Origin of the sequence: Psychrobacillus sp. FSL K6-2843 (genome assembly GCF_038626375.1) — a bacterium.
Classification (GTDB): Bacteria; Bacillota; Bacilli; order Bacillales_A; family Planococcaceae; genus Psychrobacillus; species Psychrobacillus faecigallinarum.
Window position 1 is genome coordinate 2,315,204 of the sequence record NZ_CP152021.1, and the last position, 15,968, is coordinate 2,331,171.

Annotated in this window: 14 protein-coding genes; 2 read left to right on the forward strand and 12 right to left on the reverse strand. The window is 36.6% G+C overall.

Annotated features, from left to right (window positions below):
• Position 1: 1 nt before the first annotated feature.
• The 6 genes from MKY94_RS11715 to MKY94_RS11740 all read right to left on the reverse strand — a co-directional run bounded on the left by MKY94_RS11715 (position 2) and on the right by MKY94_RS11740 (position 6,756).
• Positions 2-211: a SpoIIIAC/SpoIIIAD family protein gene (locus tag MKY94_RS11715; RefSeq protein WP_144536004.1), complete on the reverse strand. Its 210-nt coding sequence runs from the start codon at positions 209-211 to the stop codon at positions 2-4.
• A gap of 684 nt (positions 212-895) precedes the next feature.
• A complete protein-coding gene (gene efp / locus MKY94_RS11720) occupies positions 896-1,453 on the reverse strand; it encodes an elongation factor P (RefSeq protein ID WP_144536002.1) in 558 nt (185 codons plus the stop codon).
• A 15-nt stretch (positions 1,454-1,468) separates the two neighbouring features.
• Positions 1,469-2,533, reverse strand: coding sequence for an aminopeptidase P family protein (locus tag MKY94_RS11725; protein ID WP_144536000.1), 1,065 nt, complete (start codon positions 2,531-2,533; stop codon positions 1,469-1,471).
• Between the two features lie 70 nt (positions 2,534-2,603).
• Positions 2,604-3,023, reverse strand: coding sequence for a hypothetical protein (locus tag MKY94_RS11730; protein WP_144535998.1), 420 nt, complete (start codon positions 3,021-3,023; stop codon positions 2,604-2,606).
• Between the two features lie 169 nt (positions 3,024-3,192).
• Positions 3,193-5,760 carry a vitamin B12-dependent ribonucleotide reductase gene (locus MKY94_RS11735; RefSeq protein ID WP_342577096.1) on the reverse strand — a complete coding sequence of 856 codons (2,568 nt, stop codon included), beginning with the start codon at positions 5,758-5,760 and terminating at the stop codon, positions 3,193-3,195.
• A gap of 159 nt (positions 5,761-5,919) precedes the next feature.
• A complete protein-coding gene (locus MKY94_RS11740) occupies positions 5,920-6,756 on the reverse strand; it encodes a biotin/lipoate A/B protein ligase family protein (RefSeq protein ID WP_144535995.1) in 837 nt (278 codons plus the stop codon).
• Between the two features lie 102 nt (positions 6,757-6,858).
• On the opposite strand from MKY94_RS11740, the gene MKY94_RS11745 reads away from it, so the two are divergent.
• Positions 6,859-7,242 (forward strand): rhodanese-like domain-containing protein, encoded by a 384-nt coding sequence (locus tag MKY94_RS11745; protein ID WP_144535993.1) that lies wholly within the window; start codon positions 6,859-6,861, stop codon positions 7,240-7,242.
• A gap of 70 nt (positions 7,243-7,312) precedes the next feature.
• Positions 7,313-8,575 (forward strand): ATP-binding protein, encoded by a 1,263-nt coding sequence (locus tag MKY94_RS11750; protein ID WP_342577097.1) that lies wholly within the window; start codon positions 7,313-7,315, stop codon positions 8,573-8,575.
• 257 nt (positions 8,576-8,832) lie between these two features.
• Here the strand turns inward: MKY94_RS11750 and MKY94_RS11755 are convergent, their stop codons facing one another.
• The 6 genes from MKY94_RS11755 to gcvPA all read right to left on the reverse strand — a co-directional run bounded on the left by MKY94_RS11755 (position 8,833) and on the right by gcvPA (position 15,947).
• Positions 8,833-9,642, reverse strand: coding sequence for an alpha/beta hydrolase (locus MKY94_RS11755; RefSeq protein ID WP_340844488.1), 810 nt, complete (start codon positions 9,640-9,642; stop codon positions 8,833-8,835).
• On the reverse strand, positions 9,597-11,285 hold the full coding sequence (locus MKY94_RS11760; RefSeq protein WP_342577098.1) for an ABC transporter permease subunit: 1,689 nt from the start codon (positions 11,283-11,285) through the stop codon (positions 9,597-9,599). Before MKY94_RS11760 ends, MKY94_RS11755 begins: the two co-directional genes overlap by 46 nt.
• Positions 11,286-11,290: 5 nt before the next feature.
• Complete coding sequence (locus tag MKY94_RS11765) at positions 11,291-11,545, reverse strand: hypothetical protein (RefSeq protein ID WP_342577099.1); 255 nt, start codon at positions 11,543-11,545, stop codon at positions 11,291-11,293.
• A gap of 131 nt (positions 11,546-11,676) precedes the next feature.
• Positions 11,677-12,336 (reverse strand): suppressor of fused domain protein, encoded by a 660-nt coding sequence (locus tag MKY94_RS11770; RefSeq protein WP_151109483.1) that lies wholly within the window; start codon positions 12,334-12,336, stop codon positions 11,677-11,679.
• 811 nt (positions 12,337-13,147) lie between these two features.
• Entirely contained in the window at positions 13,148-14,608 is a 1,461-nt protein-coding gene (gcvPB, locus tag MKY94_RS11775) for an aminomethyl-transferring glycine dehydrogenase subunit GcvPB (RefSeq protein WP_191696872.1), read from the reverse strand.
• On the reverse strand, positions 14,601-15,947 hold the full coding sequence (gene gcvPA, locus MKY94_RS11780) for an aminomethyl-transferring glycine dehydrogenase subunit GcvPA (protein ID WP_342578683.1): 1,347 nt from the start codon (positions 15,945-15,947) through the stop codon (positions 14,601-14,603). Before gcvPA ends, gcvPB begins: the two co-directional genes overlap by 8 nt.
• Between the last annotated feature and the right edge of the window lie 21 nt (positions 15,948-15,968).

A 15,968-nucleotide genomic window follows, 5' to 3' on the forward strand; every position in this document is an offset into this window, starting at 1 on the left:
GCTAACTCGTCATAACAAGCCATTCTAAAAATGAGGAGATTTCATAAAAGAACAGCCTTAGTAAACGAAGCAATTCTATTGTCATGTAAATGTATCCTACAAAAAACAAAAAAAATGCAAACTCTTTTTTCCCTGTCGATTCAAAAAACAAGTGAAGAATTGCTATCAATAAGCCTATACCCGCAACTCGAAGTACATCGTGAAGTTCCACAATGCCTCCCCCTTCCCTATTACGTACTATATGTGGGACAGGTGGAGAATATGAACGAATAGTAAGGAAATACCTAGTCCGCTATATGTAACAAATTGAATAAATTCATAGTTTCTATTTATGTATAAAAATACGAACAATAAAAAAGTACACAATTATATACATATACTTTGCGATGAATAAAGTATAATTGATTTTTCACTTTAAGAGTATGTGTTCCGCAGCATGAACGATAAGCCATCATCGTGGCTTACCACAGATTCGCCGCCTGTCGTTCCAATAAACAGACTGACAAATGGTCGTTTTATAGAAAAATGCTATTTTGGAATTAATTAAATTCAAAAAAATTAGCGATTATTTTATAATGATTATGGATAAAACTATGAATTAAAAAGCGAGCCAATGTCATTGTAGGAATAGGCAACTATAGATTGTAAACTAGTATAAAAGGAAACAAAAGTGCTCTACTCGGAAGTTTTTAGCTAGCTGTATAATCCAACCCGTTCGCTTACCGTAAAGAATACTTGCATCCGGTAAAGGGAATAATATATTGAGCTAATCCAGCAAACGCTCTAAACTTTCCAATTAACTTCAAGAGGCATTGCGTTTGAAAATAGAGTATGTTTCTAGTTCAATATAAAAAGGTACCAGGAGGTTTCCCTCTTGATACCTTTTTTGATTATATTATGCTCTTGAAACGTATGAGCCTTCATCAGTATTAATGATAAGTTTATCACCCACATTAATAAATAGTGGCACTGTAACAACTAAACCTGTTTCTAATTTAGCAGTTTTTGAACCACCACCAGAAGTATCTCCTTTGATTCCTGGCTCAGTTTCTATAACTTCTAGTTCCACTGATTTTGGTAATTCTACACCAAGTGTTTCTCCTTGGTATTGTATTACTTGTAATTCCATGTTTTCACGAAGGAATTTTAATTCATATTCGATTTGGTTTTCATTAAGCTCTAATTGCTCGTATGAATCCGTGTCCATGAAGATATGTTGATCTCCGCTTGCATAAAGGTATTGCATTTTTTTGTTATCGATTTGAGCTTTCTCCACTTTTTCTCCAGCACGGAAAGTTTTTTCATTCACAGAGCCGTTACGTAAGTTTCTCAGTTTTGAACGAACAAATGCAGCACCTTTTCCCGGCTTTACGTGTTGAAAGTCTAGAACACGGTAAAGAACGCCGTCTACTACGATTGTTAAACCTGTTTTAAAATCATTTACTGAAATCATTTAATTTCCTCCAAATTACGATAATATTAATAATTCTTTTGTAGAGTGTGTTAGCTTTTCTAGGCCATTCTCAGTCACGAGTGCATCGTCTTCTATACGAACTCCACCTATGTTCGGTAGATAAATCCCAGGTTCTATTGTAATAACCATGCCTGGTTCTAAAACAATGTCCGATCTGAATGATAATCCAGGTCCTTCATGAACTTCTAATCCGATACCATGACCAAGTGAATGGCCAAATGCTTCCCCGTATCCTTTTGAAGCGATATAGTCTCGTGCGATCGCATCTGCTTCTTTTCCAGTCATTCCTGGTTTAACCTTTTCAAGAGCTAATAATTGAGCATCTAAAACTACTTGATAAATTTCTTTTAGTTTTTCACTCGGCTCTCCTACTGCAAGAGTACGGGTTGTATCAGAGATATAACCATTATAAAGAGCTCCGAAATCTAATGTAACAAAATCTCCAACTTCGATTACTTTGTCTGTTGCTACTCCATGTGGCAATGCAGAACGTGTCCCTGAAGCTACAATTGTATCAAAAGAAGAGGAAGTAGCGCCACGTTTACGCATAAAGAATTCCAGTTCATTCGAGACTTGTAGTTCCGTCATGCCAGGTTTTATGTAAGTCACAATATGCTCATATGCCTCATCAGCTATACGACAAGCTGCCTTTATTATACTAATCTCTTCGTCCGTCTTTATCAAGCGAATTTTTTCAACCACTCCCGACAAAGGTACAAGATCTGATGAAACAGCTTGCTTATATAATTCATAAACGCTGTAAGTCACATCATCTTTTTCAAAGCCTAGTGATTTAATACCCATTTCTGTTACTTGGTTAGAGACTTCCTCTAATAGAGTTTTAGTATGCTGAACAATACGAAAATCCTTCACTTGACTAGCAGCCTGTTCGGTATAACGGAAATCTGTGATAAACACTGCATCATCTTTAGATACAATTGCGACACCTGCCGTACCAGTAAAGTCGGTAAGATATCGTAGATTGTACCCGTTTGTGATTAATAATGCATCCACGCCTCTTTCTTCTAATGCTAAACGCAGCTTTTCTAATTTCATCATTAGCCCTCTTCTCATTATCAAAATAAACTCTATTGTCTATTTTATCATAGGAAAGGGAGTGGGTAAATTTTCATTTTCCAATCGGCTGATCCTTGGAATGGAATATGGCTGACTCCATGAGAAATCGCACACCTATAACGACGATGCAAATAAAGGGAATGGATGTTTTTTTTATCGTTTTAATCATTGTAGCATCACTAATCAGCCACTCTACGATAAATGCTAGTATAATCCCAAAAATGATACTGGAAATAGCAACTGGAACTTTCGCTGTCAAAATACTTATATAATAAATCACTAAACTTATTGCCCAAATAACTAGAAACAAAACTAACCAGCGAAGATAAACATTTGTATCATCGAACATCTCGAAGGATTTTGAATAACCTACTGGATTCCATTTAACAAAGTGAAATAAATGTAAAAATTTAAGCAATGCAGTAACTACAACAGCAGCTGCTAAGCTCGTAAAAAAAGATAAACTTTTCATGCACAACATCCTCCTTTTTAATCAGTTTGTGCCTTTCCTAGTTTTACTAAACAAAATAAGAAAAACATTTCCTATAGAAGATTCATAAAAAAATAAGTCTTTAAAGCAGTAGTTTTACATGTAAAAAAAGAGCATATGCAGAATCTGCATATGCTCTCTTCTATAATATTTACAGTCCACATTTTAGCTGTGCATTGCAATTTGTACAAGTGTTACATCCACCCATTTCCTCTACCGTACCTTTACGACAGACTGGACAAGTGTTTCCAACTTCAGATCCTATTGTTACGTTTGTAGAACGTAAATCCTGAATCGTATCGATCAAGACAATCGGACGTTTTTCCATTACTTTTTCTTCTTTTACTGCATCATCATCTACTGTGTTTTCTTCTGCTTTTAGCGTTAATACCTGTGAATCACGACTTCCATCTACGTAAACTGTTCCACCTTTTGCTCCACCGCTATACAATCGCTCATAAACTGCCTCTACTTGTTCTACAGTATAGCCCCGAGGTGCATTTACTGTTTTCGAGATAGAGCTATCAATCCAACGTTGGATGATACATTGCACATCTGCATGTGCTTCTGGTGGTAATTCCATGGCAGTAACAAACCAGTTTGGCAATTCATCTTCTTTTACAGTTGGATTTGCATCTAAATATTCCTGTACGATATCCGCTTTTACTTCGATAAACTTACCTAAACGGCCACTTCTGTAATACGTGAATGAATAATAAGGCTCTAATCCTGTAGATACTCCAACCATTGTTCCAGTAGAGCCAGTAGGAGCAACCGTTAATAAATGAGAATTACGAATTCCCTTTTCAAGCACTGCTTCACGAATATCTTGGGGCATAGTTTGCATAAATCCAGTTTCCGTAAATGCCTTACGAAGTCTGTTCGTTTCTTCTTCCGTCTCTCCAGTCAAGAATGGGAAGCTTCCTCTTTCGCTTGCAAGTTCCGCAGATGTTTCATAAGCAGCTACAGCAATTGTCTTAAAGATTTCGTCCACAAGGAGATTACCTTCCTCCGAACCATACTCTTTTTGGCAATAGATTAAAAGGTCTGCTAATCCCATAACTCCAAGACCCACACGTCTTTCTCCTAGAGCTTGAATTTTGTTCTCTTCTAAGAAATATGGAGTAGCATCGATGACGTTATCTTGCATACGAACACCAACACGAACAGTTTCTTTTAATGCTTCAAAATTTACTGTTTTAGTATCTTTGTTAGCAAATTGCGCTAGGTTTACTGCAGCTAGGTTACACACTGAGTATGGTGCAAGTGGTTGCTCTCCACATGGGTTTGTAGCGACAACTTTTTGTCCATATGCAGTTGCATTCGTTTTATCGTTAGCATTATCGATAAAGAACACACCTGGCTCTGCAGAATAAGTTGCACAGATATTGATAAGGTTCCATAATTCTTTTGCTTTCACTGTACGGTATGTACGAACCTTGTAGCCCATACGCTCCCACTCGCGAACGTCACCAATTTTATGCCAGTTTTCATTATAGAAGGTCATTTCTTCTTCTGTATAGGATTCTGTTGCTGGGAATCGAAGGTCGAAGTTCCCGTCCTCTTCCACAGCCTTCATGAAATCATCTGTAAGAGTTACAGAAATGTTTGCTCCAGTTAAAAACTCAGGGTTATGAACTGAGAAAGTACCTCCGTCACGCAGTTTTGTTTCTGCATCGCGGATAATCTCATCGCTGAAGCCTCCTAAGCCTGGAATGTTTTTATAGTTAACAATTCCCTGGTACATAGCTTCTTCTTGTGCAGTAAGAGGCTTAAATTTAAGCTTGTCCTTTGCAAGTTGTTTAATGGTTTCATCCTTAGTGTTCTCGATCAAAAAGCGAAGAATACGTGGATTTTGCATTTTAGAAATGATAAATTCCGCAATATCTGGATGCCAATCCGCAAGCATAATCATTTGTGCTCCGCGTCTTGAACCACCTTGTTCTACTAGGTGAGTAAGTTTAGCAATATCATCTAACCAAGATACAGACCCTGATGATTTACCGTTTACACCACGAGCCAATGTATTACGTGGACGAAGAGTAGAACCATTTGTACCTACTCCTCCACCGCGACTCATGATTTCCATTACTTGTTTACGGTGATCACTGATTCCTTCACGTGAGTCAGCAACAAAAGGCATAACATAGCAATTGAAGTAAGTTACATCTGTTCCTGTACCCGCTCCATATAATACTCGTCCAGCAGGTATAAATTTAAGGGAAACTAATTGTTGATAGAACTTTTCAAACCATTCAACTCTCTTTTCTTCCGTTTCTTCTACAGAAGCAAGTCCAGTTGCATTACGCTTAGCAATTTGTTCATAATAAACCTCTAACGGTTTTTCAATTACACTCAAAGGACGGCGAACGATGCCTGATTTTATCTTAGAGCTATCATCTATTGCACTGCGATAGTCTTCTTCGATTAATACTTCCGCCGTTTTATCTTCCTCGTTAATAGAGACAATATAACCAAGACCTCTAGCAGGAAACTTAGGGTCTTCCTTTACTGTTAAAACGACAAAATCTCCTACTTTTAGCGTTTTCTTCTCAGTATCCTTGAATGAATATCTGTCAATCATTACCAATCGAGATACACCTTTGTGTGTTAGATTCATATCTTCTGTTATTGGATGGACTTGAGGAAATAATTCGATATCTCGATTTAATTCTTTTACATTTAATTTCATATTAGTTTCATTAGTAGTAGTTACCAATTGTTTTTCCTCCTTTCTACAACTCGCATTGACACAAGATGTAGTAGCTTTATATATCATACGGTACTACATATAGAGGTGTAAAGTGATTTAATTTGGCAAATTAAATTTTAAGCATTAATTCCTATTCCTCATTTTGACCATATGCCTTTAAGACTTTTATTTTTTTAAATTCCATTCGTCATTTGCATAACGCCGTTTTTCCAACGTTTTCACATATTCAATTTGTTTCTCATTTAAGCTAAATGGCACCAATTCAACATTTAAAGCTTCTGAAAATCCATCCCTAAAAGCAACCTTGCATATGTCTATAGGTATCGGTTTTTGTAATAATTTGTTTATAGCGACAGCTTTTTGATTTATACTTTTTTTCACCTTTTCACGTGCTTCATCCGTAGAAAATTTAAAAGTTTGAACTAGTTTCTCATCGTCTAAATCTAAAAGTATCGCTCCATGCTGTAATATAACACCTTTTTGTCTAGTTTGAGCACTACCTGCAACCTTTTTACCTTCCACCACTAGCTCATACCAACTAGGTGTGTCAAAGCAAACGGCAGTTTTAGGATTCTTTAGAGCTTGTAGCTTATCAGGAGTGTTAGGAATAGAAAAGTAAGCTTCTAATCCAAGACTCTGAAATCCTTTCAACAGTCCCTCACTGATTACTCGATATGCCTCCGTGACTGTTGCTGGCATATCTGGATAGTCTTCCGAAACAATGACGCTATATGTAAGTTCATGCTCATGAAGAACTCCTCGCCCACCTGTTGGTCTTCGAACAAATCCTAAACCAAGCCTGCGAACTGCTTCCATATCTATCTCTTTTTCTACCGATTGAAAATAACCAATTGATAGAGTTGCAGGATTCCATTCGTAAAATCGAATCACAGGTGGAATCAAACCTTCACTATGCCAGTCTAGAAGTGCTTCGTCAAGCGCCATATTATAAGATGGGGCGCACGGACCTGAATCAATAAAGTACCATTTTGTTTTTTCCAAACTTCTCCCCCCTAACAACGCTATTCATTTTACCAAAATGATTGAATTGTATCTAGCAAATCTTTTATAATAGATATTGGAAGTATAGAAAGGGGAAAGACCGTGTTAGAGACTCTTTATATTATCATAGCAATATTGGTCGTATTATTAGTTTATGCTGGAATTTCAGCATACCGACTAAAGAAAACAGTTACAAACCTTACGCAGGAACAATTCATCGAGGGTTATCGAAAAGCTCAGTTAATCGATGTGCGTGAACCAAAGGAATTTGATGGAGGTCATATTCTTGGTGCAAGAAATATACCATCATCTCAATTGCGTCAACGTCACAAAGAAATTCGACCAGATAAGCCAGTATATCTTTATTGCGGAAATGGCGCAAGAAGTGGACGCGCAGCCATGTTCTTAAAGAAAAAAGGCTACACGCAGCTTAACCAATTACAAGGTGGTTTTAAAAGCTGGACTGGAAAGATAAAATCCAAATAATATAACATAAGGTTCTTCTTACCAAGAGGAACCTTTTTTGTTTAGAGCTTTTACATAGGGGGATTGGCTAATGAAGGTATTATTTTCTAACGAAGAACAATTTAGAGAGTTACACCCAAACTATGAGGATTTTGCTATTTTAACACGGAGAGTCATTAAGCTCTTAAATGAAAATTATGAGGGCAATTGGCAATTAGTGGATATAGGAGATCATATAATTCAATTAGATAACAGTCTAATCGAAATGATGGAAAATGAACTGATTCAATACAAAATTTTAGGAAATATTTATGAAGCAAAGCCATTAAGTAAAATTGCCAATAAATCTTCACTTTCGATGGAGAGCAAGCTAGAGATTGTCAGTACCTTTGAAAATACGGTTATTTTATTTCCTGAATATCAAGTGGCTGTAACGATGGCCTTTAATTTTTCGGGAGGGAATGCTTGGCCTGAATATTTTTTCTTTTCCACTTCCCCTGAAGGTGCCCTTTACTTTTTAGAAGAAATAAACGAAAAGCTACGTGAACTTCTCATGCAATCTGTCACCTATTTGGTAGACACGGAACACGGGGTACAACGAAGAAAATATGGGGAGCAAGCTGCCGTTCAAAGAGAGGAAGTTTTACTCGAGAACCATATTAAACAAGATATTTTTCGTTCTATCGATGAATTTTTTAATGAGGACGGTCATTTTTTCAAGGAATACGGTCTTCCATACAAAAGGGGTATCTTACTTTATGGTTCCCCCGGCAATGGAAAAACAACATTAGTTAAATCTATAACAGGATCTACAAAGGCTCCGGTGGTGTATTGGCAAATCACTGAATTCACAGGAAGCCATTCAATCCAAGAGGTTTTTGGGATAGTTACAAGATTAGCGCCAGCTATTCTAGTAATAGAGGATATTGACTCGATGCCTGAGTATACACGCTCCGTCTTTTTAAACACGCTAGACGGAACACAATCTCGCGAAGGGCTATTTATCATTGGAACCACTAACTACCCTCAAAAGATTGATCCTGCACTTATTAACCGAGCTGGAAGATTTGATCGTGCCTATGAAATTCCTTCACCCCCGCAAAAGGTAAGAGAAAATTACTTACAAAAGGTAGATAAAAAGAAGATTTTTACTGAGGAAGTATTGACAGATATAGCTAAACGTTCAAAGGGCTTATCTGTTTCCCAATTAAACGAATTGTACATGTCCATTGCATTGAATTGGCATTACGATGGGGAGCTTGGATACGAAAAACGTATTAACGAACTAATTCAACAAAACAAACGTACTCTTAAAAATGACTGGGAAGAGGACGATCATTCTATTGGCTTCTAATTTCTGCATAAACACTCCTGGATTTTAGTAGGAGTGTTTACTTTATTTATATAACTTTTTATACATAATAAATGTATGAATATTATATTTCAACTTGAAAAAATATTGAGTTTCTTCTATATAGAAGGACATATAGTTTATGAGAGAGACATCATAGTTAAAATCGTCCTATTATATGCGCAGAATGGAGATATTACCTCCCGCTCCATCTTTAGTAATTAAACGAGAGACTATCTAATCGATAGACGAATATTACTTCAGTTTATCTCTGGAGTACTCCCACTTCTCTTTATTTCCTCCGTGTTTGTAAGTACATTCCCTCCCTTCAACCAATTTTCTAATATATCATTGAAAAATTCTGGAGCTGCTAATGGAATTCCATGGCCTATACCACTAATAGTAATCGCATTTGCACAATCATGTTTGTTCAATAGGTCTCCCGCCGAATTTTTCATCACTTTTTTTTCTTTATCTCCTACAGTTATTAATAGCCTAGTTTTTACATTAGAATATTCGAATGGAATATGAAAGGACATATTCTCCTCAAGAACTCTTGTAAGGGTGTTTAAAGACATTTGGTTGCTCTCTTTGAAGTATTGTTCAAATCTATCTTCTCCTATATACAATGTCTTTGCTTGGAGCTTAGAAAAGGATCTACTCTTTATGAACGGATAAGTTAACTTTAACGAAGGTTTAACCATTTGCTTTCCAAGCGGTATCTTTCTTACGAGTGCACTATTAATCATTGCACAGTTTATTAAATTTTTGTTAATACATAGCATTTGAATAGCTATTTGTGCTCCTAACGAAAAACCAACAACAATTTTCTTCTTATCTTCATGCTGTTCCTGAAGTAAATGTATGAGTTGAAAAGCGCAATCCTCAATAGAGACAAATTCGCTCTCATTATCTTGGCCATGACCAGGAAGATCTGGTACAATACAATGATAGTTTTCTTTAAAGTACTGAACCTGCTTATCCCACATCCACCCTGCTACTCCTCCACCATGTAGAAATAGGATTATTTCGTCGTTTTCTTGGCCAAATTCCTTGTAATATAGGACCATTTTATTTCCCGCCTTTTCTTTTGTCCTCCAGACTGTAATTGTTTATCTGAGATGCCATCTGCTATCTTCTGAAAACAAAAAATAAGTAACATAAATATAGCTAACGGAGGTATTATGAGCCACAATTGTTTTGTTAGAAATACTTCCTTCGATATGGAAATCATTCCTGACAATTCGTAAATTTCTCGTGATAGTCTAGGGCTATCAAGAAAGTTAATTGCTCCACCAACAAAAATGGATAAAACACCTAAATGTACGAGTGTTTGAAGTACTTGCACTATGTGCTGGGCCCAATATAACCAAAGTTTCCTACCTATTTGTGGATTAATATGCTTTAGTACAATCCATATTAAAGACCCTCCCATTACAGCAGAGTTTTGTACATATTCTTTTTTAATCGCCTCATTCATTTCGTTGCCAATAAGACTAGTAGTAATCGGAAGTACTAGCACAGACAAGATAAAAACTTGGATAAACAATCTTTCCCACAGTGTAGTTTGCCATTCACCAGAATAGGCGATTAAAATCGGTAGAAGCAAAATATACATTAATAATGTTAAAGGTAAAAAGTGCATCCCGTCAGCTATACTATTAATGGCTTTTCTCCATTTAGCTTTTAAATAGAAAGCATAAACAAAACCAAAAACATATCCTCCAAACACTCTAACAGTAGCGACTAGAAGAGTTAACACAATAGTATATTTTGTTCCAACAAGTAGTTGTTGGAAAATGGAATATCCATGTGGATCCGTGCCTAAAAGAACACTACTAGATGGAGGCAGTGGCGACCTCCCGATTAGAGATCCTGTCTCGTCATATAAAAAATTTATCTGTTCCACATGGTCATCATAGAAAAAATAATATGCTACACTTACACTTAGCAGGCAAAAAACAATCATTAATGGAATTGTTATATTCATATACTGAGTGAGGAGAGCGAGTATGCTCACCCTTTTTTTAGTTTTATAACGAAAAAGATTCTTCCACTGGAGGGAATTCATGAATGAAACTCGCAACCCTTCGAAAAGAACACTTTTTTCTCGCTGACCCTTCTTAACCGTATTTTCTCCAATCGAATAAAAAAGAAAAAATGGTATAAATATAGATAAAAGTATGTACGCAATGCCCTTTGGAGTGAAATCATTTCTTAAATAATGCAGAATCCCCGGAATCCCAAAAAGATACTCTATGATAAATAAGGAAGACAGAGTAAGCCAGACAATTGACTTTGATTGAAAAAAGACACTTTGTAAGACGTTAGAGGTACAATGCCTAAGCAGAACCTCTAGCTTGGATAGACCCTTCGATCTAGCAAGCTCTACATATGGCTCTCCCATCTCTTGATTAAATAAAAGGACAAATAATTTATAAAAAAGAATGGTCGGAATTACTGAAAGACAAATAACTGGCGCAGCATAAATAACTTCTCCTCCTAAGCTATAAAAGGAAAGAATGCGATAACCAGACATTTTATATATCTGGACTACTGCTATTTGGATAAGAAATATATAAGCGAAATCGGGTACAGCAGTAAGTAAGTTTGCTAATTTTAATAAGACTTTTTGAATTGGCCCTTTTGAAATAGTTGTGAGAATAGCCAAAATAAAGGAAACAAACATAGAAAAAACCAACGAGGCAATCAAAATAGTCATAGAATACAAATATGGCCCAAATAATTACCTAAGCTTATAGGAATAGATTCACCTGTTTCAATAACAAAATAACTAAGAGACCATTGAGATGGTAAAACTAAACTTTTGCTCACCTCTAGCACTGTATGAAAATATAAAGAAAAATCGAATATGCTACCTATTTGAAACAAAACAACAGGGACACTACTAATTAAAACAATGCCCAAAACTCCTAAAAGAAACTTTCCTAATAAATTGAAACATTTACGCATATTTTCCCCCCTAGAAAAGTCTCTTTTAATGTTCTAAAGGGTTATACGTAATTTTTAGCTAAAAGTTTCAAAAATGTTAAAATTTAGATTTTATGTGGATTTTTTTACATTGTTAGTAAGATACATAGCTATTATATATATGACTTGTTCCTATTCATATCTGTAACTAAATTAGGATTTTCTTTCTTCATTTTTTCGACTAAAATTTCTGCATTTGTTGGATCCTTTATTAACATATCTAATTCTCTTTGCGTGATTCCAACCAACTGTATAAAATCTACTCTTCCATGAATGCTATCTATACCTAGAATCTCTGTGTCTTCCACAATAAGCAGAGCTGTAATTGCAGATTCTACTCCAATATGCAGAGAACCTCCATTACCTGCTACATACTGTAAAGGTTCAAACGGTCTTTTCTGTGTATTGGTATACCTAGCGAGATTAGAAAGCATAGATATTGCCCATAAACAATCTTCTGTCTCTTCCTCCGACAGCTTAATAGTCATTTCATAACCCCAACCACTCCATTCACCACCAACTGCTTGTTCGTCCACGTATAACTCGGTCATTCCATAAGTCACAATATGCTTATATCCATTAGGAGATTGATAAATACTATACCCGTCAATATATTCATCTCCGCCAAACATAACCCTAGAATGTAGATTAGTTCCAAAATGAGCTGGCTCCTGATTTGGATAAAGCTGATCAAAGACTACATCTATTGCATCCCAACCCGGTGACCAATCCTCTTGTTTTGCTGCTCGCTTTTTATATTCTTCTAAATTCATAGTACATCCATCCTCTCATCTGTAATTATATTAAAAGCTATCTGTATAAAATAAATGCTTCACTCCCTAAATGGGTGAATAAGTTATTAATTCTACGAGAAATGGGACCATTAAGTTTCAGATTTGGCAGATTTCAATATGGAAATTGCGTGGAAAAGTGATTTATGACCGGATAGATTTTTTTATGACCGTTCAGAGAGGTTTTATGACCGGATAGAATTTTTTATAACCGTTCACGACGGTTTTATGACCGGATAGAAAAATTTATGACCGTTCAACAAACTAAAACCACTTGGAGAAATAAAAAGAACGTATCAATAAGACCAATACGTTGTGACCTTGCTTCTTCTCGATTATGAAACAACACACATCAATAATATGAATATTTTAAAAAATGATAGAATTGTTACAATAGATTTTTTGTACTTTAATAGTAATCATCAATGATATAGGTGGTGTCTTTTTGGAAAAAGAAGTGAAAAAGAGCCTTATTAAAATTTATCCGTTACTGTCGTAGGTGTAATTCTAATATTAATGGTTCCTATTCTTTTTAATTTTTTTCTAATAACTGTTTTCACATTATCTTCTACACAATTTGGCTCGTCCTTTTAAGAAGGAATGGGGAACGGTATTCCCCCCCCTTCTTCGACTTATTCTATTATGCCCTTAACTTCAGAGATGCAATAAGGTAACCTTATTATTTTCATACATCTCATCTCCTCATATAATTACTAGATTACAACTATTGTATAGCCATTTTAAGCAATACTCCTATAAAAAAAGTGCGACCCCTTAGGATCGCACTTGATAATTATGATTTTGTGTATCTTAAAACAGGTTTACGAGCTGCCTTTGTTTCGTCTAAACGATTGATTACCGTCGTATGTGGTGCATTTTGAACGATTTCTGGATTTTCTTCCACTTCTTTAGCTATTTGAATCATAGCTTCGCAAAATGCATCTAATGTTTCTTTCGATTCAGTTTCAGTTGGCTCGATCATCATGCCTTCCTCTACATTCAATGGGAAGTAGATTGTTGGTGGATGATATCCGAAGTCAAGCAGACGCTTAGCCATATCTAATGTACGAACTCCTAATTTCTTCTGGCGACGACCACTTAAGACGAATTCATGCTTACAATGGCGGTTATAAGGAAGGTCGTAATAAGCTTCCAAACGTCTCATCATATAGTTAGCATTTAATACTGCATATTCTGTTACTGCTTTTAGCCCATCTGGACCCATAGAACGAATATAAGTGTATGCACGAACATTGATACCGAAGTTACCATAGAACGGCTTAACACGGCCAATTGTTAGTGGACGATTGTAGTCAAATGTGTATTTGTTGTCCTCTTTAACTAGAACTGGGCTTGGAAGGAAAGGAATTAAATCTGCTTTCACTCCTACTGGTCCAGAACCTGGACCACCACCGCCATGAGGACCTGTAAATGTTTTGTGCAAGTTTAAATGAACGCAGTCAAAGCCCATGTCTCCTGGACGCGCTTTAGACATAACAGCATTTAAGTTTGCACCATCATAGTAAAGCTTACCGCCTACACCATGGATAATTTCAGCTAGCTCTAAAATGTGTTCCTCAAATAATCCTAGTGTATTAGGGTTAGTAAGCATTAGGGCAGCAGTATCTGGACCTACGACACGACGAAGATCCTCTAAATCTACTAAACCATCTTCGTTTGACTTAACTGTGATTGTCTCAAATCCTGCTACAGTAGCAGAAGCTGGATTTGTACCATGTGCAGAGTCAGGCACAATTACTTTTGTCCGCTGTGTATCACCATTTGATTCGTGGAATGCACGAATCATCATAAGAGCGGTCCATTCACCGTGGGCTCCTGCAGCAGGTTGTAGTGTAACTTCATCCATACCTGTGATTTCTACTAGAGATTGCTGTAGATCATACAACATTTCCATTGCACCTTGCACTGTTGATTCATCTTGAAGTGGGTGTATGTTCGCAAATCCTGGGAAGCGTGCAACAGATTCATTGATTTTTGGATTGTATTTCATCGTGCATGAACCAAGTGGATAAAAGCCTGTATCCACTCCATGGTTACGATTAGATAACGCTGTATAGTGACGCATAAGGTCAAGTTCTGATACTTCTGGAAGCTGTGCCTCTTCTTCACGCATCATCCCTACAGGTAATATTTCGGATAAATCTACTTCTGGGACATCTAATTCAGGAAGACTATATCCTACTCTACCCTCTTTTGTTATTTCAAAAATTAGTGGTTGATTGTCCTTATGCATAAAGAGCCCCCATTTCTTGAACGAGTGTATCTATTTCTTCTTTTGTGCGTTGCTCAGTTACTGCGATCAACACATGATTTTTTAAATCAGAATAAATGCGGCCAAGATCAAACCCACCAATCATTCCTTTTTCAAGAAGCTTACTATTCGCATCAGCTATTGAGCCATTAACTTTAACTACGATTTCGTTAAAATGTGCCCCTTGGAAAGGAACCTCAAAACCAGCTTTTTCAAATGCTAGCTTCGCATAATGAGTCTTAGTAATATTTTGAATAGCCATTTCTTTTACACCTTTTTTACCAAGGGCAGTCATTGCTACAGATGCGGCAAGAGCATTAAGGGCTTGGTTAGAACAGATATTAGAAGTAGCTTTATCACGACGAATATGTTGTTCGCGAGCTTGTAGCGTTAATACAAATCCACGACGCCCCTCCTCATCAGTTGTTTCTCCAACAAGACGGCCTGGTACCTTACGCATTAATTTAGAAGTTACTGCGAAGAAGCCACAGTGCGGTCCGCCAAATGCTTCAGCAATACCAAAAGGTTGCGCATCTCCAACTGTAATATCTGCTCCAAATTTACCTGGAGGTGTCAAGGCACCCAAAGCAAGCGGATTAGCAGAAACAACAAACAATGCATTTTTTGCATGTGTTATTTGTTCAACTTTCGTTAGATCTTCAATTTGACCGAAGAAGTTCGGATATTGAACCATAACAGCCGCAGTATCCTCATCGACAGTTTCTTCTAGCTTAGCTAGGTCCGTTACTCCATTTTTCATCGGTACAGTAACCACATCCACATTTTGACCCTTTGCATAGACTTTAACTACATCAATGTATTCAGGATGGATTGCATCAGAAACAACTAATTTCTTGCGTTTTGTGTGTCCTGCCGCAAGGTTACCTGCTTCAGCTAAAGCTGTACCACCGTCATACATTGACGAGTTTGCAAGGTCCATTCCAGTCAATTCGCAAATCATTGTTTGAAACTCAAAAATAGCTTGGAGCTCACCTTGAGATATCTCTGGTTGGTATGGTGTATAAGCTGTATAAAATTCAGAACGTGAAATAACATGATCCACAACGATTGGCTTGAAATGATCATATACTCCGGCACCTAAGAAAGAAGCGTACTGTTTACTATCTGCATTTTTAGCAGCTAGCTGGCTTAATTCTTTTAAAAGAGCAGATTCTGCCTTTGCAGGTTTAATATTATACTCACCTTTAAAACGAACCTTCTCTGGGATATCAGCAAACAATTCATCAATAGAAGAAATGCCGATTACTTGTAACATTTCCTTTTGATCTTGTTCAGTCATTGGTAAATAACGATGCTTCATCAATGGACAACCTCTTTCTTT

Coding starts and splice junctions, on each gene's coding strand:
- efp (WP_144536002.1), bottom strand. CDS start 1,453: ATGATTTCAGTAAATGATTTTAAAACAGGTTTAACAATCGTAGTAGAC.
- MKY94_RS11725 (WP_144536000.1), bottom strand. CDS start 2,533: ATGATGAAATTAGAAAAGCTGCGTTTAGCATTAGAAGAAAGAGGCGTG.
- MKY94_RS11730 (WP_144535998.1), bottom strand. CDS start 3,023: ATGAAAAGTTTATCTTTTTTTACGAGCTTAGCAGCTGCTGTTGTAGTT.
- MKY94_RS11750 (WP_342577097.1), top strand. CDS start 7,313: ATGAAGGTATTATTTTCTAACGAAGAACAATTTAGAGAGTTACACCCA.
- MKY94_RS11755 (WP_340844488.1), bottom strand. CDS start 9,642: ATGGTCCTATATTACAAGGAATTTGGCCAAGAAAACGACGAAATAATC.
- MKY94_RS11765 (WP_342577099.1), bottom strand. CDS start 11,545: ATGCGTAAATGTTTCAATTTATTAGGAAAGTTTCTTTTAGGAGTTTTG.
- MKY94_RS11770 (WP_151109483.1), bottom strand. CDS start 12,336: ATGAATTTAGAAGAATATAAAAAGCGAGCAGCAAAACAAGAGGATTGG.
- gcvPB (WP_191696872.1), bottom strand. CDS start 14,608: ATGCATAAGGACAATCAACCACTAATTTTTGAAATAACAAAAGAGGGT.
- gcvPA (WP_342578683.1), bottom strand. CDS start 15,947: ATGAAGCATCGTTATTTACCAATGACTGAACAAGATCAAAAGGAAATG.